This is a genomic window from Marinomonas sp. 15G6-16, from assembly GCF_055809555.1.
The window spans coordinates 1,453,158-1,472,068 of the sequence record NZ_CM147916.1 but is presented as its reverse complement, the minus strand read 5'-3'; the positions used below and the strand labels follow the sequence as shown (position 1 = coordinate 1,472,068).

Sequence of the window (18,911 nt, the reverse complement as noted above, 5' to 3'; positions counted from 1 at the left end):
AATGGTGGTTGAAGTGACGAACAGTGACGCGGAAAGCATTAAAAAAATCTTGCTGTAGTTTTGCAACAAATTCAGCAAGCAGAGAAGCAAACAAATCGCCTGCAAGGCAGTGTGCGTTTGTTGGCAGTGAGCAAAACCAAGCCTGTTTCATCTTTAGAGGCGGCTTATGCTGCTGGTCAACGAGCTTTTGGTGAAAACTATGTGCAGGAAGCGGTTGATAAATTCCATGCGCTTTCACATCTCTCCGATATTGAATGGCATTTCATTGGCCCAATTCAATCTAATAAATCCCGCCAAATCGCAGAAACAATGGATTGGGTTCATTCAATTGATCGTGAAAAGATTGCACTGCGTTTAAATGAACAAAGACCAGAAAACTTGCCGCCGCTTAATGTGTGTATTCAAGTGAATATAAGCGGCGAAGAAAGTAAGTCTGGAATTCTTTTAGAGCAATTAGATGATATGGTTGCGTTAGTTAAGGAATTGCCAAATTTACGCCTTAGAGGTTTGATGGCCATTCCCGCACCGCAAGAAAATCATCAAGCTCAGTGTGCTGTTTATGCTCCCTTATCTCATGCATTCCTTGAATTATCCAAAGAAGATAGCATGATAGACACTCTATCTATTGGGATGTCTGGTGACTTAGCCGCTGCGATTGAATCGGGAAGCACTATGGTTCGAGTGGGAACAGCGATCTTTGGTGAGCGAGATTACTCAACCAAGTAGCGCAATGACAACGTATAATATTGACCTTTAACGGGCGTACGAGCTCAGATTAATAATAGGATGACACATGACACCTAGCATTGCCTTCATCGGCGTGGGAAACATGGCAAGAGCAATTTTTAGTGGCATGCTTGCGAGTGGTTACCCTGCTGACAAAATTATAGGAACATCAAGAACGCCAGAAAAAAGAGATTATTATCATGAACAATATGGCATCACCATGTTGGCTGATAATGATTCTGCTGTGAATGGCGCTGATGTCGTTGTGTTGTGTGTTAAACCTGCGCAAATGAAAGCGGTCGTTGAGGAGTTTTCGCCATACGTTCGCAGTGATCAGTTGTTTGTGTCGGTTGCGGCGGGGATAGAGCTGAATGCTTTGTCACACTGGCTTGGTAAGCCTGTTGCTGTTGTTCGTAGTATGCCAAACACGCCTTCGCAGTTAGGTGCGGGTATGACAGGTCTGATTGCCAATGAGCACATTACGGATGAACAAAAGCATTGGGTAACTGAATTGTTCTCAAGCGTTGGTAATTCTGTTTGGGTTGAACAAGAAGAACACATGCACACAGTCACAAGCCTATCGGGCAGTGCGCCGGCGTATTTCTTTTTATTCCTTGAGGCCATGATCAAAGAGGCAAAAAAACAAGGCATGGATGAAGATGTCAGCCGCGAATTGGCGAGCCACGCCATGCTAGGTGCGGCGCGTATGGTGGTGGAATTGCCGGAACCGATCGCGGAATTGCGTAAAAACATTACGTCGCCAAATGGCACAACAGAACAAGCTTTGCTGTCTTTTGAGGCATCGAATATAGATAAAATAGTGGCTGATGCCATGACAGCTTGCGCGAATAGATCAAAAGAAATGTCGAGAGACTTTTCTGTTCAGAATAATAATGAGGAATAAATAGAATGTATTCAGATCCATTTACTATGTTGGTGAAGGTGATATGTAACCTTTACTTGTTTATTGTTTTACTGCGTTTAGTGCTCCAACTGACGCGAGCAGATTTTTATAACCCTATTAGCCAAGGTGTGGTTAGAGCAACGAGCCCGCTGATATTGCCATTGCGTAAAGTCATACCTGCTATTGGTCGCTTGGATACCGCTTCTCTTGTGTTAGCGTTCGCGGTGCAACTTCTAACAGTGGCCTTGGTTGTGCTTATTAAAGGCGTTTCACTGCCTCCAGCAGGTTATGCAATTTACACCATCGCGGGGACTTTTTATCATTTGTTGGATCTGTATTTCTGGGCCATGTTGATTTCTGTGATCTTGAGCTGGGTTGCTCCTGGTGCAAGTCATCCTGGTGCTATGTTGGTTGGACAGATTACGGCACCTTTATATCGAGCGTGCCAGCGAGTAATTCCTACCTTGGGTGGTTTGGATTTATCGCCTATCTTTATATTTTTGGCGATTTCTTTCCTTAAGCAAATACTAGGGCCTTACAGCTTATAAAAAGAGCGCCCTATAATCTTGAATAGAAGTTAGACAATCGATATTGTTTGGCGAATTGAGAATAAGGGCGTATTCCTATATGATGCGACCCCTAAAACGAGAACGAGAGTGGATCACTATGACGATTTTGGTCGCTCTGTCTCATTATCCCTTACTAATTTTGGATGAAAGCCATGAGTACGATTGCGGTTTATCCGGGGACATTTGACCCGATTACAAATGGCCATACGGATTTGGTTGAACGAGCATCAAAGCTTTTCGATCAAGTTATCGTAGCGGTTGCCGCTAGCCCGAAAAAGCGCCCAGCATTATCACATGAAATGCGTATATCATTAGCGAAGCATGTATTAGGGCATTTGCCGAATGTACAAGTAATGGGCTTTGATAACTTATTAACCGAGTTTACGCGCTCTGTGAATGCCAAAGTGGTCATTCGAGGCTTGCGTGCGGTTTCTGACTTTGAATATGAGTTCCAGCTGGCGAATATGAACAGAGCGATTGCGCCAGATGTGGAAAGTATTTTCCTGACGCCATCAGAGAAGCACTCTTACATATCATCAACATTGGTAAGAGAAATTGCGTCTTTAAATGGTGACTTTGGTCAATTTGTAAATCCAGAAGTTAAGCGTGTTCTGCAAGAGCACTTTCAAACAATTTAACTTTCTTGGTTCTACTACATAGTGTTTTTGTTAGGAGAGAAAAATGTCTCTTATTATTACAGATGAATGCATAAACTGTGATGTTTGTGAGCCTGAGTGCCCAAATGAGGCGATTTCTCAAGGTGAAGAAATCTATGTGATTGAACCGGCAAAGTGTACTGAATGCGTGGGGCATTTTGATGAGCCTCAATGTCAGCAGGTTTGCCCAGTAGATTGCATTCCTTTGGATCCAAACTACAAAGAAAGTGAAGAGCAACTGATGGAAAAGTACTTAACACTTACCGGACAACTTTAGTCAGAGGTTATTGCTACTATCGACACAAATGGATTTATCTTTTTAGCTGGCATATTGCTACTGGTTAGCATCTTAGCCAGCTCCTTAACGGTTCGTGTTGGTCTGCCCTTGTTACTTGTTTTCCTCGGAATGGGGATGTTAGCAGGCGAAGAGGGTATTGGCCGACTGGCTTTTGACAACCCAAATCTAGCCTTTTTTGTTGGTAACCTTGCTCTTGCTATCATCTTGCTTGATGGTGGTATGCGTACCAAAACCAGTACCTTTCGGGTGGCCTTGTGGCCCTCTTTTTCCCTTGCCACATTAGGTGTTGTATTCACCACAGCAGCAGTCGGCTCCTTTGCTGCTTGGTTGCTTGACGTCAAACTTATCTACGGCTTATTACTCGGTGCCATTGTTGGCTCGACTGACGCGGCAGCAGTATTCAATTTACTGCGTAACAGTGGCGTGAGTCTTAATGAGCGTGTTGGTGGAACGCTAGAAATCGAATCTGGCGCCAATGATCCAATGGCGATTTTGTTGGTGGTTATGCTAACAGGCTTGCTACAAAGCACGGATCATTTAAGTGTTTTGGCGTTTTTAGGTCAAATGCTTCAACAGTTCGCGATCGGTGGCATCGTTGGCTTGTTGGGTGGAAAGCTATTATTGCTTGTGCTGCGCAAAGTACCTTTAGTAGAAGGCTTGTACGCGCTACTGATTATCTCCTTTGGGCTTGCTGTTTTTTCCGGCGTTAACATTGCAGGTGGTAGTGGTTTCCTTGCTGTTTATCTTGTTGGATTAACTGTGGGCAATGGCCGTATCAAGCAGCTTGAGGCTATATCTCAAGTGATGGATGGTTTGGCTTGGTTGGCTCAGGCAGGTATGTTCTTGTTATTAGGGCTTTTGGTCACACCGTCGAGCTTGCTGACGCATGGCTTTGAAGCCGTTGCGATTGCTGCTTTTCTTATTTTTATCGCTCGCCCTGTTGCTGTGATGATTTGTTTGCTGCCGTTTGATTTCCGTTGGCCTGAGCGTCTTTATATTAGTTGGGTTGGGTTACGCGGCGCGGTTCCGATTGTATTGGCACTTTATCCTGTCATCGCAGGTCTCACCAATGCAGAACTCTTGTTTGAAATTACTTTTACTGTTGTGCTGATTTCTTTGTTGCTGCAGGGTTCTACTGTGCCTTGGATGGCTCGTTGGCTAAAAGTGGTTGTTCCTCCGGCGCCTGCACCGACAACACGTTTCTCTTTGATCGATGACGTAAATTCTCACCACACATTAGAACTCTACGAGTTTTTGGTGCAAGCAGAATCGGTTCGTATTCCTGCGGCCATCGTTCAAAACGTTCCTAGTGAGACGGTTTCTACGCCTCAGCTAGTGGCTTTGGTTCGAGACCAGAAACCGATTGTCGTGAACACTGAAACAGCGCTTAAGTCAGGGGACAGAATCTGGATGCTTTTACATCCAGAAGATGTGAACGATGTGGCGCAAATATTCTCACAACAATCCTCAGGATCATTCCTGTTGCAGAACTTTTTTGGCGAATTTGCCATTCGTGGCGATGCGTCGTTATTGGATCTCGCCAAGGTGTATGGCGTTTCATTGGAAGGTATCAGTGAAAGCGATACTGCCGCTGAGTTGGTAAAACAGCAACTTGGTAAATCCCTTGTGGTAGGTGATAGAGCAAGGTTTGGTAACCTGCGCCTGACGATTCGTGAAATGAAAGGCAATCAAATAGAAGTGATAGGGCTTAAGTTACAAAATAAGTAATCTCAAGCCCATCGTTATGCTCTGAGCTTAATGCTCATCTTAGAATAACCTTCCTATTTCATCCAGCGATGGAATGACTTGATCGTCATTTATTAGCACGATTAATCCTGTTGCATTGATGACAGCATGAGTCTGAGGGTGCGTCACAACGTCACCGTCTTCTTGTATGTAGCCTAACGCAGTCCCAATGTCTTTTTGGATCAAGGTTGTCACGACTTTCGCCCAAGTAACATTCGCAAGCTGAATGTTTAAGCGAATGGTATGGTCTCCTTGGTGGCGGAACAAATCTTCTAGCACTTGCTCTGTACCAGGCGCCATTAAAGAGCGCACTAGCATTTCAGGGTAAGCTCTTACCGGACGAATAACGGCATTTGCCCCTGCGCTTTTAAAGCGAGGTCGATTCGAGTCATTAATGGCTTCCGCCATAATAAAAGCCGAAGGCTGTAGAGCTTGAATACGATGCAAAATATCAAAGGTTAAGCTGTCGCTCAGGCTGTCTTGAGCATCTGGCGATAAAACAATGATGTACTTGGCTTTATCGGCTCCAGCGGCTAAAAGCATACCATCACTTAACGCATCTCCAGTGTGATGAACCACACCTTGAGATCTCAACTCTAACGGTAAACCCTCAGGAAAGGCTGTGGTAAGGATCTGAATAGGAGTATCGGCAAGTTCAGGCGTTTGTGTGATTTGGCTCACCAAAAGCCCTAGATAGCGCTCAGAGTCATATTTCGGAGTATTGATAATCAATATATGGTTTTGCATTTCATTCCACCTTATAACGCCTTTCACGCGCATTTCTTTTTTTGTCAGTCTGAGTTCCACATAATCACTGGCAATTTGTGCAAGTAAGGTTATTCCCATGCCATAAATTAATAAGATGGTTGAGAATTGCCCCCAAAAAGTTGCGGCGGAAATATCCCCGTAACCTGTGGTGCTTGCAGAGGTCATGGTTAGCCAAAAAGCTTGCCACCAATCTAAGTCTTCAAAAAACACCATGGCTAAGCTGTGCAAAGCGATGACGCCGATTAAAAGCAGGAAGCGCTTTTTTAAATCGGTAGATTCATGCAAGTGCACTTTATCGCGAAATTTCCGACGACTGTTTTTTCGTTTTAAAAGCAGTGAAAGAGCGTTCATTTTACCTCAGTGTATTATTCTGCTGGCATGGCGTAGCCAAGCTGTCTCCAAGACTCATAAACCATGACGGCAACTGTATTGGATAAGTTCAAACTGCGAGAGTTCGCTTGCATTGGCAAACGTAGTCTTTGAGGAAGTGGTAGCGCTTCGATGAATTCAGCAGGCAAGCCACGAGTTTCTGGCCCGAAAACCAAGACATCGTTTTCTACAAAGTTCGCTTCACTATGCGTTCTGCTGCCTTTTGTGGTCAGGGCATAAATAGTGCCGATGTCATTTTGATCAACAAAGGACCGGAAGTCTGGATAGCGTTTTAAATTAGTAAACTCGTGATAATCCAACCCTGCTCGGCGTAACTTCTTATCATCGAGATCAAAACCAAAAGGTTCGATCAAGTGTAAGTGGTAACCTGTGTTAGCGCACAGGCGGATGACATTGCCTGTATTAGGTGGAATTTCTGGTTGGTAAAGTACGATATGAAGCATAAGTTTTATCTCCTTGATATTAGAGAGATAATACCAGAGGCGCAGAAGAAACTAAGTTTTTAATTTTTTTCAAAAAACTGTTGACCCGTAAAAAGGTTTCTCTATAATACGCCCCACTTGCCCAGATAGCTCAGTCGGTAGAGCAGAGGATTGAAAATCCTCGTGTCGGCGGTTCGATTCCGTCTCTGGGCACCATATTAAAGAAACCTGCTTTTATAGCAGGTTTTTTTCGCCTGAAATTTGTCATCGCCTTAATTCCCCATATAAAAAACGCCCGATGCTATGTGCCACCGAGCGCTTCATTGTTTTCTTCGTTGTTTATTCTATAGTTTGAAGTAGCTCACGCTCTTGTGTAATTCCATTGCGAGTTTGTTCAAATCGTCAGTGTTTTTCTTGGAATTCGAGATCGCTTCTGCTGTTTCCTGCATGATGTTGGATATTTCTTCAGCATGCACTGCAAGGTTTTGCGTCGCTTTGTTTTGCTCTATTGAAGAGTTAGACATTTCACGAATGCGATTCAAGTTTTCACTTGATTCAGAGCTTATTTTTGTGAGCATGTCTGTCACTAGGTTTGAAGCATCGACACTTTCTTCTACCTTAGGCAAAACAGACTTCATTGTTTGTGCGACATTTTCTGTGTCATTTTGGACTAGATTAATTGTCTCTGTGATCTCAGCTGTCGCTTTGGCTGTACGAGACGCAAGCGTACGGACCTCATCAGCAACAACGGCAAACCCTCGACCTTGCTCGCCAGCACGAGCCGCCTCAATAGCGGCATTCAATGCGAGTAAATTGGTTTGTTCTGCAATATCGCTAATCACATTCACTATGCTGCCGATTTCCAAAGATCGTTTTTGTAAACTGCTAATTTCTTCGGTGGAGCGTGTGATTTGAGCTGAAATTTCATTGATGCTGTGGGCAGAGTTTTTCACAAGGCCTTCACCACGGGAAGACATTTCAAACGAGCTTTCGGAGTTCTTTTCTGTCTCTTTCGCGCTTGTAGCAATATCTTCAATACTTGCTGATAACTCTTGAATTGCGGCAGCGGTAGAGTGCGATGCTTCAGAGGATTTTTGCGATGCAGTGAAGATGCTTTGCATCTGTTCATTAAGTGATTTCGATGAGCTGTTTAATAGCTCAGAGCTTTGCTGGATATTTCTTACCATGCCTTTTAAAGATTGCTGCATTTTTGCCACATAACCTAAGAGGCTGTCTTCTTCGAACTTACCTTCTATCGGTTCACTCAAATGACCATCAGCAATTCGACTAGTAACTAAATTGACGTACTTTGGTTCGCCACCAATATTTCTTAAAATATTTTGCAGAATGATTCTAGCCAAAACAATTGCAGCAAGGATGATAACTGTGATTATGGCAAGTCCAGCCATGAGGAAATAAAAGGCTGTGTTTTGGTAGTCTTCATTTAAGTCATCCATGTAGATACCGTAGCCAAATACCCATTGCCATTCCGGTATTTTGGTCATGCCATTTAGCTTGGGATAAAGTCCTGTGGAGCCCGCTTTAGGAAAGTCCCCTTCACTGAAAACAAAATCTGTATTGGCGAGTGCTCTTAGGGAAGGTTGGTAGCTCTCTTGAACTTTTCCTAATTGATCTGGATTAGGGTGAACCTTTGATTTTGCATCACTGCCATTTACCCAGATATAAGAATCACCTGAACGCATAGTAGATAAAACTACTATGGCTTTGTTTTTAGCCTCTTGCTGAGATAAAACGCCTTGTTTTTCTAAATCTACATAATGGTTAATTTGCTCTTTGGCTAAGCTTAAAATACTGATGATTTCATGCTTACGGGAATCAACAAGGTTAGATTTGATAATGTTTAATGATATTAAGCTTAATACGATTAAACCAATAGCGGCTAATGCGACCAGAATTGCTAACTGCTTTGACAGTTTCATGTACTTTATCCTTAGTATTTCGTTATCTAATTCATGTTTAGATAGTTTTTTGCAATTTATATGTATAAACCGAAATTATAATCTAATTGTTACTATTTTGTACTTTTGTGTTGGTTTGTTGTGTTTATATGAAAATCCACAGGGTGGTTCTTTTGTTTTCATATAATATTATTCAATTAACGCCTATTTTAGTGCTTCCCCATCATTATTTTGATGTGCCATATTCAAATCAAGTATCTGATTACACAAGGAATGAATCTGCATGATAAAAGCTTTTACCGTTATTGGAATAACAGCGCTAGGATATTTTCTTTTAGGCGTTGCAGGGCTTGCTGTTGCGACTTCGCCAGGTTACTCAACGATTATTTGGCCTGCGTCTGGTTTGGCGGTGACGGCCGTTATATTCTTCCCAAGGTTCGCTCCATTCGGTGTTTTTCTAGGTTCTTTTCTCGTCAATATGGGAGCAACTTGGGTTAATCATGCTAGCTTTGCGGTGCTTCTTCCTTCTCTTATTGCCATAGGTTCCACTTTACAATCTTGTATTGGCGCATATTTAGTTCATCGTTTTATTGGTACTTCTTTCCGTTTTCATAATATACGTTTGGTGTCTCGGTTTGTGCTTCTGGTCGCTGTGCTATCGACCACAATTGGCGCCACGGTTGGTTCTGTTTCTTTGCTTTATGTTGGCTTGCTTGATCAATCTGGTTTCTTAGCTAATTGGTTGATTTGGTGGGGCGGAGACATGATTGGCGTTTTAGTTATGGTTCCCCTTTTGGCTATTTGTTTCCCCCGTCATTTTGGTAATCATTTTGAACATCCTTTCCGATTATTGGGAGGCTTTTTATTTGTATTGGTACTGACTTTGGTTTTGTCTCTTGGAGCAAGTTATTCTGAGTGGAATAAACAGTCTAAAGAGTTTCGATCTAATGCAGAGTTGTTGGGTGTCTTGCTCAATAATCGTATAAAGAGCACGGTAGATATTTTGTATAGCTTTGTTGGCCTGTTGAGAGGCAGCGAGCGTTTGGAAGCTCAGGAGTTCGATCTGTTTGCGAGCAGTGTTGCTCAGCGAGATCTCTCTATTCTTGGGGTTTCATTAAACTTTAAAGTCCTAGGCAGTGATATTGCTGAGTTTGAGGAGAGGATTCAAAGCAACTATCCAGATTTTGACTTTATGGTGAAAGAGAAAAGTGAAGATGGCAGTTTTATTCCAGTAAAACCAAGAGATAAGCATATTGTTGTGACTTTTGTCTCCCCCGTAGAAGTGAACAAAGCCGCAATTGGCTACGATATCTATTCTCAAGAGGATAGACAGTTTGCTCTAGATCAAGCGGTTCTATTGAAGGAAGTGTACCCAACTACCCCCATCAAGCTTATTCAGAGAAAAGACGGTATTTTGCTTTTTTTGCCTTTCTTTGACCAAGAGACCAATGAGTTCTTAGGGGTTGCAACGGCGGTAATTGAATTGGCTGGACTGACCGATTTAATTGTTCAGCAAGGGCTTCTTCCAAATACCGAGCTGTATTTGGTTGATATGAATGAAGCAGGTAAACAGCCGGTTATGGTGACCAAAAGTGATTCAGCGGATTTGTCTGTGGATGAGTTACTAAGCCACTATCAATACGGTGATTTTAGTCATGCAGTGAGCTTCGATATTGATGTCGGCGCTAAGTCTTGGAAGTTGTTTCAAATCAGCAACAGTTATTTCTTTAAGCAACCTTGGATACTGCATTTTATCTTGGCTTGTGGCTTCTTAATTTCAGGTCTGTTTGGTTGGTTTCTATTGATCGTGAGTGGGCATGCGGCCGAAGTAGAGAACAAAGTTCGTATGAGAACAAAAGACTTACGATTAGCAAATGAGTATTTAAAAGAATCCGAGCTTGAGCAGAGTAAAGCTAAGGAAGAAGCCGAAGAGGCAAATAGAGCAAAAAGTGAGTTTTTGGCGAATATGAGCCATGAGATTCGAACGCCGCTTAATGGGGTAATCGGGTGCCTTTCTTTGTTAATGAACACCAAGTTAGAAGCGGATCAGGCTCACTTGGCAAAATTGTCCCAGCAAAGCGCCGAGTCTTTGCTAGACATTATTAATGACATTTTGGACTTGTCTAAAATCGAAATGGGGAATCTCATATTAGAGAAGGAACCTTTTGAATTGCGAGAGTTAATAGAAGAAACAGCGAATATTTTTATTCTTAAAGCGGAAGAAAAAGGCATTGTTTTAAATGTTCCTGCCGTACCTATTCAACATCTTGGTTTGCAAGGTGATCGCCTGCGTTTGAAACAAATTTTGGTGAATCTATTAGGTAATGCAATCAAGTTCACGCAAGAAGGTGGTGTGGCTCTGTATCTTGATATAGAAGACCTTGGAAATAATAAAGTGGCATTGAAATTCTCCATTGTTGATACAGGAGTGGGCATTTCAGAGACAAACCAAAAACACCTTTTCCGCCGTTTCAAACAAGCTGACGGTTCGACGACAAGAAAATATGGCGGTACTGGCTTAGGTTTGGCGATCAGTAAAGAAATAGCTGGCGCCATGGGCGGCAAGATTGGCCTCATTTCTGAAGAAGGAAAAGGCTCGACATTCTGGGTTAGCGTACCACTCGATTTAGATACAACAGAAGTTTTGGAAGAGCCGGTTAATTATGACTCAGATGTGACTTTAATTTATGAAAACCAGGTTGGCCGAGAATACGTTGAAAAGCTGTTGGGCACTCTAGGTGTCGGTTATCGTGCTTACGATAGTCTTGCTCAAGCACTTGCTAGTAATGAGTGGGTTGGTCATATTTTATTGGATAGTGATGCGCTTAATCATGCCTCTTCCTCCGACGTAGAAGCATTGAAAGCAGCTGCTCATGAAAACTCATTACAACAAGTTCTGTTACATGGACGCTCAGAGACACACTTTGACTCGAATGACTACGATGGTTCGATTATTAAACCTGTCTTTGATAAGCCGCTACGAAATGTATTAGAGAGCTTAAATGCATTCTCTGTCGATGCGGAAAGCAAAGCACAGGAAACGGAAGAAAAAGCAGATGCTAACCCTGTGTTTAACGCGACGGTTTTGCTTGCGGAAGATAATTTAACCAACCAAATAGTCGCGCGCGGTTTATTAAAACTATACGGAGTGGAAGTTGTTATTGCTGAAAATGGTCAGAAAGCGGTTGAGCTTGCCCAGTCTACGTCTTTCGATATGATCTTTATGGATTGCCAAATGCCTGTTATGGACGGCTATGAAGCGACGAGGCAAATTCGTCAGCTGACGGGCAGTAAAACGCCTGCGGACGTTGCGATTGTTGCGCTTAGTGCCAATGCAATGAAAGAAGATGAAAGTGATTGTTTTGCTGCTGGTATGAATGATCATGTGGCCAAGCCAGTTTCTCAGGATAAGCTGCTCGCCATTTTAAATAAGTGGTTGCCTTAATATGCTTGAAACTAAAGTGTTCGATTATGAAGACTACAAAAACAGGCTAGCCTCCAATCGTGAGCTGATGGCGCTGGTTGCCAATGAATTTATTTTGGAAGCAACGTCATTATTTGAACGCTTTCAAGAAGCGTTTGTGTCTCAAGATTGGAAAAGCCTTGATGATTTGGCGCATAGGTTAAGAGGTGCAGGTTTAGAAGTCTCTGGCCACAGGTTTTGCCTACTTATTAGAGAGATTGAGATCTCGTTCGAAGAAGGGCGTAGTATTTCTTCAGAAGTGAACGATGACTTGAAGAACGAGTTTGATAATCTGATATCGGCTTTGCAACAAGAGTTTTCACTTTCCCCGTAAGCTATCGAGCTTCTTTTATTTTTCTTTCTTTTGCTTCCTTTCAGTATTTTTCATTTCTTGGTTTCATTTAGCTTGTTTGTGTATTTCAAATGAAACCAATTTATCATTAAAGTGAAATATATCCTCGATATAGTGTGTTTTTTCTAATAAGCACTCATTGCGAGGAACACAGAAATGCATAATTTGAAATTAGCGTCAGCTGTTATAGGTATGTCAATTGCGGGTTCAGGGTTTGCTGCGACAGAAGTCGAGTGGTGGCATGCAATGGGTGGCGCAAATGGTGAAAAAGTAAATGAAATTGCTCAAGGTTTTAACGATTCCCAAGACGCTTATGTCGTAAAGCCTGTTTATAAAGGCAGCTACACTGAAACAATGACATCGGCAATTGCGGCATTTCGAGCTAAACAACAACCTGCAATCGTACAAGTATTCGAAGTTGGTACAGCAAGTATGATGGCGGCGAAAGGCGCGATTTACCCAGTAAATGAATTAATGCGTGAAGCGGGTCAGTCTTTCGATGAAAGCGCTTATTTGAGCGCTGTTACTGGTTATTACACAAGCAGTGAAGGCAAAATGCTTTCTATGCCATTCAACAGTTCAACACCTGTTCTCTACTACAACAAAGATCTATTCAAAAAAGCTGGTATTACTCAAGCGCCTAAAACTTGGCAAGAAGTTGAGACGACAGCGAAAAAATTACAGCAGTCTGGCGTATCTTGTGGCTTCACAACAGCTTGGCAGTCTTGGGTTCATCTAGAGAACTTGAGTGCTCGTCACAATGTACCATTTGCTTCTTTAGATAATGGTTTTGGCGGTTTAAAAACAGAGTTAACGTTCAACGGTCCTTTGCAAGTTGCTCATGTTGAGAAAATGGGTGAATGGCAGAAAAATGGCATATTCAGCTACTCTGGTCGTACAAACGACGGCGCAGCGAAATTCTACAGTGAAGAGTGTGCAATGTTCACGGAATCTTCAGCTGGTTATGCGGGCATTAAACGTAACGCTAAATTTGATTTTGGTGTGACAGAACTTCCTTATTGGGAAGGTAAAGTTAAACAGCCTTCTAACACTATTATCGGTGGCGCGTCTTTGTGGGTTCTTCAAGGTCACTCAAAAGAAGAGTACAAAGGTGTGGCTTCTTTCCTAAGCTACTTATCTCGAGCTTCTGTTCAAGCGGATTGGCACCAATTCTCAGGTTACTTACCAATTACCAAAGCGGCGTACAGCTTGACCAAAGGTCAGGGCTTCTATGATGCGAACCTTGGTACAGAAACTGCCGTTACTCAAATGACAACAGGCACACCGACGGCGAACACCAAAGGGTTACGTTTAGGTAACTTTGTTCAGATTCGCGGTGTGATTGATGAAGCGCTGGAGTCTGTATGGAGTGGTGATGTTGACGCTCAAACAGCTCTAAACACTGCGGTTAAACGTGGTAATGCACTTCTTCGTAAGTTTGAAAACGCAAACGACTAAATACAATAATCGCCCTTATGTTGTGACATAAGGGCGATTTCTTTAAGCGTTTTTCGTTTTCTTTTTTTGGATACTTCTATGACGGTTACCTTCCCTCAAAAAGGCCTGCCTTGGTTGTTGCTCTTGCCACAATTATTGATCACGGCAATCTTTTTTCTTTGGCCTGCGGAGCAAGCATTAGAGCAAGCTTTTTATCAAGAAGATGCTTTTGGCTTGAGCCGAGAATTTGTTGGTTTAGACAATTTTCTGGATTTATTTACAGACCCTCTTTATTACCAATCCATGCTAACGACCTTGGTGTTTAGCTTCTCTGTTGCCATTTTGGGTATGTCTGTGGCGTTATTTTTAGCCGTTATGGCGGATCGTGTTATTCGCGGTAAATTGGCTTATCAAACCTTATTGATCTGGCCTTATGCGGTTGCGCCTGCATTAGCGGGCGTGCTTTGGTGGATTTTATTTGACCCTAGCATGGGGCCGATTGCCCTTTGGCTGAAATCAGCAGGGGTAGATTGGAACCATTACTTAAATGGCAATCAAGCTATGGTGCTGGTGGTGATCGCTTCTACTTGGAAGCAAATAAGCTATAACTTTTTATTCTTCTTGGCTGGCTTACAAGCTGTGCCTCGCTCATTGATTGAAGCTGCTTCAATTGATGGCGCCAGTCCATTCAAACGTTTCTGGACGATTGTTTTCCCGCTTTTATCACCGACGACTTTCTTTTTGCTCGTGGTGAATCTGGTTTATGCCTTTTTTGAAACCTTTGGCGTTATTGATGCAACGACAAAAGGTGGCCCAGGGCAAAGCACGAACACTTTGGTTTATAAGGTATTTGAAGACGGTTTTGTTGGTCTTGATCTAGGTGGATCCGCGGCTCAATCTGTCGTTTTGATGGGCATTGTTGGTCTTATGACGGTTATTCAATTTCGTTTCATTGAACGCAAGGTGCAGTACTCATGATAGAAAATCGCCCTTGGTTAACTTTTATTAGTCACGCCACTTTATTGGCTGGCATTGCTTTGGTGGCTTTGCCTGTTTGGGTTGCGTTAGTGGCGTCAACGCACCCTGCGTCCGCTTTTGGTGTCGGACACATTCCTTTGTGGTTCGGTGATGCTGGCGTCGATACTTGGAAAACCGTCTTGCTTGAGAAAGCCGGAAACGGCATTGATACGCCAGTGTTTTTCATGATGTTGAACTCTTTGATTATGGCGTTGGGTATTACGTTCGGGAAAATCGCTATTTCTTTAATTTCTGCCTATGCCATTGTTTTCTTTCGCTTTCCTTTTCGTAACTTTTGTTTCTGGATCATCTTCATGACTTTGATGTTACCAGTTGAAGTGCGCATCGTGCCGACTTATGAAGTGGTGGCGAATCTTGGATTATTGAACAGCTACACAGGTTTGACGCTGCCTTTGATTGCCAGTGCGACGGCGACTTTTTTGTTTCGTCAGTGTTTCCTAAGTATTCCTGGTGAATTAGTGGAAGCCGCGCGTATTGATGGCGCAGGACCGTTTCGTTTTTTCTTTGATATTTTGTTGCCGTTATCGCGCACGAATATCGCGGCCTTGTTTGTGATCTTGTTTATCTATGGTTGGAATCAATATTTGTGGCCTTTGTTGATCACCACAGATGACGCTTATTACACCTTGGTGATGAGTATTAAACGCATGCTGTCTGTTACGGATGGCGATATTGCGTGGAACCAAATTATGGCAACAACGTTACTTGCCATGTTGCCGCCTGTGGCCGTTGTTATCGGTATGCAGAAGTTATTTGTTAAAGGTTTAGTGGATTCGGAGAAGTAGTGATGACGGATGTTATTTTAGAAAAAATAGGCAAAACATACCCCAATGGTTATCACGCAATCCCAAGTGTGGATCTCTCTATTGAAGAAGGTGAGTTTATTGTTCTGGTTGGCCCATCTGGCTGCGGTAAATCAACCTTGTTGCGTATGGTGGCAGGATTAGAAAGTATTTCTGACGGTGAATTACGCATTCGTGGCGAACGCATGAATGAAAAAGAGCCAGCAGAGCGAGACATTGCCATGGTGTTTCAGAATTACGCCTTGTATCCGCACATGACGGTTTACAACAACATGGCGTACGGCTTAAAGAACCGTAAAGTGGCGAAAGAGCTTATTGAGCAGAAAGTCACAGACGTGGCAGAAATGTTGGGTCTAACGGATTTGCTACAGCGTAAACCTGGCCAATTATCTGGTGGTCAGCGACAGCGTGTGGCGATGGGCCGTGCCATGGTGCGTGATCCAAAGGTCTTCTTATTTGATGAGCCTTTATCAAACCTTGATGCCAAGTTACGAGTGCAAATGCGCGTGGAAATACGCCAGTTGCAGCGAAAATTAGGCACGACGACCTTGTATGTGACTCACGATCAAGTTGAAGCCATGACCTTGGCAGATCGCTTAGTTGTCTTGAACAAAGGCAAAGCAGAGCAAATTGGTACGCCAATGGATTTGTATAACAAGCCTGCCACACCTTTTGTTGCGTCTTTTATTGGTTCGCCTTCGATGAACCTTATTCCTGCTAATTTGGTTGAGCAAGGCGTGAAACTATCCGAGTCTCTCACTCTGACACTTTCTCATGATTATCGCGGTAGTGTGATATGGGGAATTCGTCCTGAGCATTTGGAAATGACAGATGAGCAAAATGCTGATTTCGCTTTGCGTGTTCAAGCGGTAGAATCCCTTGGTGCGGAGACGTTAATTCATGGCATATTGGATGACGGCTCAGAAAAGGGAGAAGCTTTTGTCGTTCGGTTATCTGGGCCTCATTTGCCTGAGATAAATAGCCTTATGTGGTTAAAAGCTCCCGTTAAACATTGGCACTTATTTGATGCAGTAAACCAACAGAGGCTGTGAAATTTAGATGCAAAAAGACAAAAGCTCAAACACTGACATATTGAACACAAAAGTCATGGGGCATCGAGGTGCTGCATTACTTGCGCCTGAAAACACCTTGTCTTCGATTCGCGCGGCCGCCGCTGCAGGCGCTACTTGGGTTGAGATTGATGTGTATTTGATTGCCGAAGGTGGCCTTGTTATTTTCCATGATGACACGCTAGAGCGTTGTACAAATGGCGAAGGCGTCACCCGTGACGCACAGCTGAATTATGTGATTGGCTTAGATGCCGGCGCGAAGTTCTCAGCCGAGTTTGCGGGTGAAAAAGTCCCCACACTGTTGGAAGCATTAGAGTGTATCCAGTCTTTAGGATTGGGCTTAAATCTTGAGATCAAACACGATGGTGCAGATGTCGAGACTATCGTTCCTGCGGTGATGGAAATCTTGAAAACGCATTGGGCCGATAATAATAAGTTGATGATTTCTAGCTTTAATCATGCAGCGTTGCAGATGAGTTATGGCATTAATAGTGACCGACATTTAGCCCAGTTGTATGAAGACATTCCAGATAATTGGCAGGAAGAACTGGAGAGCATTCAAGCCTACAGTTTGAATTGTGATTACTCCAGATTAACTGAAACGCAAGCTAAAGCAGTGAAAGCGGCAGGCTACAAGTTACTTTGTTATACAGCGAATGACCCTCAAGCTGTAGAATCCCATTGGGCGTGGGGAATGGATGCGGTTATTACAGATGACCCAAGTAAGTTTGCATTTTTATCTGAATAAATAAGGTCTTTGTGTGAGCTTAAACGAGCGACAGAACCAGATACTCAACTGGGTACAACAAGAAGATGCTCTGTTAGTGGAAGAAATGGTGGCGCGTTTCAATGTGTCCTCCCAAACTATCCGTAAGGATATTAATCAGTTAGCAGAGCGTCATTTAGTGCGTCGAACACATGGTGGTATTGCGCCTGTATCGAGTACAGAAAACCTTCCTTTTGATCACCGACAGTTCTTGAACAGTGACGCCAAGTCTTTGATCGCCAGTCAGGTTGCAGAGATGATTCCTGATGGCGCGTCTGTATTTTTAGGTATAGGCACCACGGTCGAATACGTGGCCAAAGCATTGGTGTCTCATAAAAATTTACAGGTATTCACCAATAACCTCACCGTCGCAGGAATTTTTGGTCATTATCCAGAAATACGCGTACGTGTTTTGGCCGGTAAATTGCGCCATCGTCATCATGACTTAGTCGGCGAAGAGACTTTATTTGGTTTAAAACAATATTATTTTGATTACGGCGTATTGGGTTGTGGCGGAATGGATGAAGAGCAGGGCATATTGGATTTTGATCCCGAAGAAGCGGCGGTTAGCCGTGTTTTAGTTGAGCAAAGCCGTCATAGTTTATTGGTGGCAGATCAGCATAAATGGGGGCGAAAAGCGATGGCAAGAGTTCACACATTCTCCAAAATTGATTACCTCTTTACGGATTCGCTTACAGAAGCTCAAATCCATTTACTCACCACTCAAGGTGTTCAAATTCAACTTTGCTCATAAGGTGGTTAATGCCTATTTCAGCTTTGTCAGATCTTACAACGAACGATTGTCACGGACTGCGTTTTATTCTTACGGACTTTGATGACACGCTTACATGGGAAGGAATGCTACCCGTTGAAACACTACAGGCTTTGACAGCATTAGAAGCAAATGGCATTAAGGTTATCCCTGTGACAGGCGGCTGCGCAGGTTGGTCGGACATGATAGCTCGCGCATTGCCAGTTGAGGGGGTTATAACGGAAGGCGGAGCCTGCTTTATCGGGAAAACGGAGCAGAAGCACCTTTCTTATGCGTTCTGGCGTGAAGAGTCTGTTATGCGCGACGAACAAGCTCGCTTGCTCGAACAAGTAAATTTGTTACTGGTTAAGTATCCGAGATTGCGTTTGGCAAGAGATCAATCCTATCGATTAACGGATGTGGCTATTGATTACGCCCAAGATGTGACTCCTCCAGCAGTGACAGAAAAAGACGCTTTCCTCGCAGAATTAATTGCTCTTGGTTTGAATGCAAAAGCCAGCTCAATTCACATCAATGTGTGCTCTAAAGGTTACGATAAATTTTCCATGGCGCAACGTGTATTAAGCCAAGTGTATGGTTTAAACAAGCAGGAACAGCAGGCGCAAGTTTTGTATGTTGGTGACGCGCCAAACGATGAAAGCATGTTCGCGCGGTTTCCGCTCAGTGTTGGTGTAGCGAATATCGCGCAGCACCTCTCATCAATGAAATATATTCCACGCTATAAAACGACTCAACCCGGTGGGTTGGGCTTTGCAGAGCTTGCGAAAATAGTATTGTCGAGTCGAGATGCTAAACACAGAAAATAAGCTTAT

At 43.2% G+C, this 18,911-nt stretch carries 18 protein-coding genes and 1 tRNA gene; 16 read left to right on the top strand and 3 right to left on the bottom strand.

What is annotated here, in order from left to right:
- Positions 1-60 precede the first annotated feature (60 nt).
- From AC0L46_RS07175 to AC0L46_RS07150, 6 genes are all read left to right on the top strand, one after another.
- The gene (locus AC0L46_RS07175; protein WP_473506868.1) at positions 61-726 is read left to right on the top strand and encodes a YggS family pyridoxal phosphate-dependent enzyme; all 666 of its coding nucleotides are present in this window, start codon (positions 61-63) and stop codon (positions 724-726) included.
- Positions 727-793: 67 nt separating this feature from the next.
- Positions 794-1,630: a pyrroline-5-carboxylate reductase gene (gene proC, locus AC0L46_RS07170; protein ID WP_473506866.1), complete on the top strand. Its 837-nt coding sequence runs from the start codon at positions 794-796 to the stop codon at positions 1,628-1,630.
- A 5-nt stretch (positions 1,631-1,635) separates the two neighbouring features.
- A complete protein-coding gene (locus tag AC0L46_RS07165; protein ID WP_414682220.1) occupies positions 1,636-2,178 on the top strand; it encodes a YggT family protein in 543 nt (180 codons plus the stop codon).
- A gap of 173 nt (positions 2,179-2,351) precedes the next feature.
- Positions 2,352-2,837 carry a pantetheine-phosphate adenylyltransferase gene (gene coaD, locus AC0L46_RS07160; RefSeq protein ID WP_414682219.1) on the top strand — a complete coding sequence of 162 codons (486 nt, stop codon included), beginning with the start codon at positions 2,352-2,354 and terminating at the stop codon, positions 2,835-2,837.
- Between the two features lie 43 nt (positions 2,838-2,880).
- On the top strand, positions 2,881-3,132 hold the full coding sequence (locus tag AC0L46_RS07155) for a YfhL family 4Fe-4S dicluster ferredoxin (protein ID WP_317005829.1): 252 nt from the start codon (positions 2,881-2,883) through the stop codon (positions 3,130-3,132).
- Between the two features lie 54 nt (positions 3,133-3,186).
- On the top strand, positions 3,187-4,881 hold the full coding sequence (locus tag AC0L46_RS07150) for a potassium/proton antiporter (RefSeq protein ID WP_473506863.1): 1,695 nt from the start codon (positions 3,187-3,189) through the stop codon (positions 4,879-4,881).
- Between the two features lie 39 nt (positions 4,882-4,920).
- On the opposite strand, the gene AC0L46_RS07145 is transcribed toward AC0L46_RS07150, so the two are convergent.
- Both AC0L46_RS07145 and trmL read right to left on the bottom strand, forming a co-directional pair.
- Positions 4,921-6,018, bottom strand: coding sequence for an ion channel (locus AC0L46_RS07145; protein WP_473506861.1), 1,098 nt, complete (start codon positions 6,016-6,018; stop codon positions 4,921-4,923).
- Between the two features lie 14 nt (positions 6,019-6,032).
- Positions 6,033-6,500, bottom strand: a complete 468-nt coding sequence (trmL, locus tag AC0L46_RS07140) for a tRNA (uridine(34)/cytosine(34)/5-carboxymethylaminomethyluridine(34)-2'-O)-methyltransferase TrmL (RefSeq protein ID WP_473506859.1) — start codon at positions 6,498-6,500, stop codon at positions 6,033-6,035.
- A gap of 119 nt (positions 6,501-6,619) precedes the next feature.
- On the opposite strand from trmL, the gene AC0L46_RS07135 reads away from it, so the two are divergent.
- Positions 6,620-6,695 (top strand) — tRNA-Phe (locus tag AC0L46_RS07135).
- A gap of 128 nt (positions 6,696-6,823) precedes the next feature.
- Here AC0L46_RS07135 and AC0L46_RS07130 read toward each other — a convergent pair.
- The gene (locus AC0L46_RS07130) at positions 6,824-8,419 is read right to left on the bottom strand and encodes a methyl-accepting chemotaxis protein (protein WP_473506857.1); all 1,596 of its coding nucleotides are present in this window, start codon (positions 8,417-8,419) and stop codon (positions 6,824-6,826) included.
- 262 nt (positions 8,420-8,681) lie between these two features.
- Between AC0L46_RS07130 and AC0L46_RS07125 the strand changes: the two genes are divergently transcribed.
- The 9 genes from AC0L46_RS07125 (at position 8,682) to AC0L46_RS07085 (ending at position 18,905) form a co-directional block, all read left to right on the top strand.
- On the top strand, positions 8,682-11,843 hold the full coding sequence (locus tag AC0L46_RS07125; RefSeq protein ID WP_473506855.1) for an ATP-binding protein: 3,162 nt from the start codon (positions 8,682-8,684) through the stop codon (positions 11,841-11,843).
- Position 11,844: 1 nt separating this feature from the next.
- Positions 11,845-12,195: an Hpt domain-containing protein gene (locus tag AC0L46_RS07120; protein ID WP_473506853.1), complete on the top strand. Its 351-nt coding sequence runs from the start codon at positions 11,845-11,847 to the stop codon at positions 12,193-12,195.
- 174 nt (positions 12,196-12,369) lie between these two features.
- Positions 12,370-13,671 carry a sn-glycerol-3-phosphate ABC transporter substrate-binding protein UgpB gene (ugpB, locus tag AC0L46_RS07115; protein WP_473506851.1) on the top strand — a complete coding sequence of 434 codons (1,302 nt, stop codon included), beginning with the start codon at positions 12,370-12,372 and terminating at the stop codon, positions 13,669-13,671.
- Positions 13,672-13,749: 78 nt separating this feature from the next.
- Positions 13,750-14,628 carry a sn-glycerol-3-phosphate ABC transporter permease UgpA gene (gene ugpA, locus AC0L46_RS07110; RefSeq protein ID WP_473506849.1) on the top strand — a complete coding sequence of 293 codons (879 nt, stop codon included), beginning with the start codon at positions 13,750-13,752 and terminating at the stop codon, positions 14,626-14,628.
- Complete coding sequence (ugpE, locus tag AC0L46_RS07105; RefSeq protein ID WP_317005841.1) at positions 14,625-15,473, top strand: sn-glycerol-3-phosphate ABC transporter permease UgpE; 849 nt, start codon at positions 14,625-14,627, stop codon at positions 15,471-15,473. Before ugpA ends, ugpE begins: the two co-directional genes overlap by 4 nt.
- Positions 15,474-15,475: 2 nt before the next feature.
- Positions 15,476-16,543: a sn-glycerol-3-phosphate ABC transporter ATP-binding protein UgpC gene (ugpC, locus tag AC0L46_RS07100; RefSeq protein WP_473506847.1), complete on the top strand. Its 1,068-nt coding sequence runs from the start codon at positions 15,476-15,478 to the stop codon at positions 16,541-16,543.
- Between the two features lie 7 nt (positions 16,544-16,550).
- Positions 16,551-17,309: a glycerophosphoryl diester phosphodiesterase gene (locus AC0L46_RS07095; RefSeq protein ID WP_473506845.1), complete on the top strand. Its 759-nt coding sequence runs from the start codon at positions 16,551-16,553 to the stop codon at positions 17,307-17,309.
- 13 nt (positions 17,310-17,322) lie between these two features.
- Positions 17,323-18,081: a DeoR/GlpR family DNA-binding transcription regulator gene (locus AC0L46_RS07090; RefSeq protein WP_473506843.1), complete on the top strand. Its 759-nt coding sequence runs from the start codon at positions 17,323-17,325 to the stop codon at positions 18,079-18,081.
- An 8-nt stretch (positions 18,082-18,089) separates the two neighbouring features.
- Complete coding sequence (locus tag AC0L46_RS07085; protein WP_473506841.1) at positions 18,090-18,905, top strand: HAD-IIB family hydrolase; 816 nt, start codon at positions 18,090-18,092, stop codon at positions 18,903-18,905.
- Positions 18,906-18,911: the final 6 nt, after the last annotated feature.

Bases quoted from the DNA above. Each gene is read 5' to 3' on its own strand.
- proC (WP_473506866.1), top strand. From the start codon at position 794: ATGACACCTAGCATTGCCTTCATCGGCGTGGGAAACATGGCAAGAGCA.
- AC0L46_RS07165 (WP_414682220.1), top strand. From the start codon at position 1,636: ATGTATTCAGATCCATTTACTATGTTGGTGAAGGTGATATGTAACCTT.
- coaD (WP_414682219.1), top strand. From the start codon at position 2,352: ATGAGTACGATTGCGGTTTATCCGGGGACATTTGACCCGATTACAAAT.
- AC0L46_RS07155 (WP_317005829.1), top strand. From the start codon at position 2,881: ATGTCTCTTATTATTACAGATGAATGCATAAACTGTGATGTTTGTGAG.
- AC0L46_RS07145 (WP_473506861.1), bottom strand. From the start codon at position 6,018: ATGAACGCTCTTTCACTGCTTTTAAAACGAAAAAACAGTCGTCGGAAA.
- trmL (WP_473506859.1), bottom strand. From the start codon at position 6,500: ATGCTTCATATCGTACTTTACCAACCAGAAATTCCACCTAATACAGGC.
- AC0L46_RS07130 (WP_473506857.1), bottom strand. From the start codon at position 8,419: ATGAAACTGTCAAAGCAGTTAGCAATTCTGGTCGCATTAGCCGCTATT.
- AC0L46_RS07125 (WP_473506855.1), top strand. From the start codon at position 8,682: ATGATAAAAGCTTTTACCGTTATTGGAATAACAGCGCTAGGATATTTT.
- AC0L46_RS07120 (WP_473506853.1), top strand. From the start codon at position 11,845: ATGCTTGAAACTAAAGTGTTCGATTATGAAGACTACAAAAACAGGCTA.
- ugpB (WP_473506851.1), top strand. From the start codon at position 12,370: ATGCATAATTTGAAATTAGCGTCAGCTGTTATAGGTATGTCAATTGCG.
- ugpA (WP_473506849.1), top strand. From the start codon at position 13,750: ATGACGGTTACCTTCCCTCAAAAAGGCCTGCCTTGGTTGTTGCTCTTG.
- ugpE (WP_317005841.1), top strand. From the start codon at position 14,625: ATGATAGAAAATCGCCCTTGGTTAACTTTTATTAGTCACGCCACTTTA.
- ugpC (WP_473506847.1), top strand. From the start codon at position 15,476: ATGACGGATGTTATTTTAGAAAAAATAGGCAAAACATACCCCAATGGT.
- AC0L46_RS07095 (WP_473506845.1), top strand. From the start codon at position 16,551: ATGCAAAAAGACAAAAGCTCAAACACTGACATATTGAACACAAAAGTC.
- AC0L46_RS07085 (WP_473506841.1), top strand. From the start codon at position 18,090: ATGCCTATTTCAGCTTTGTCAGATCTTACAACGAACGATTGTCACGGA.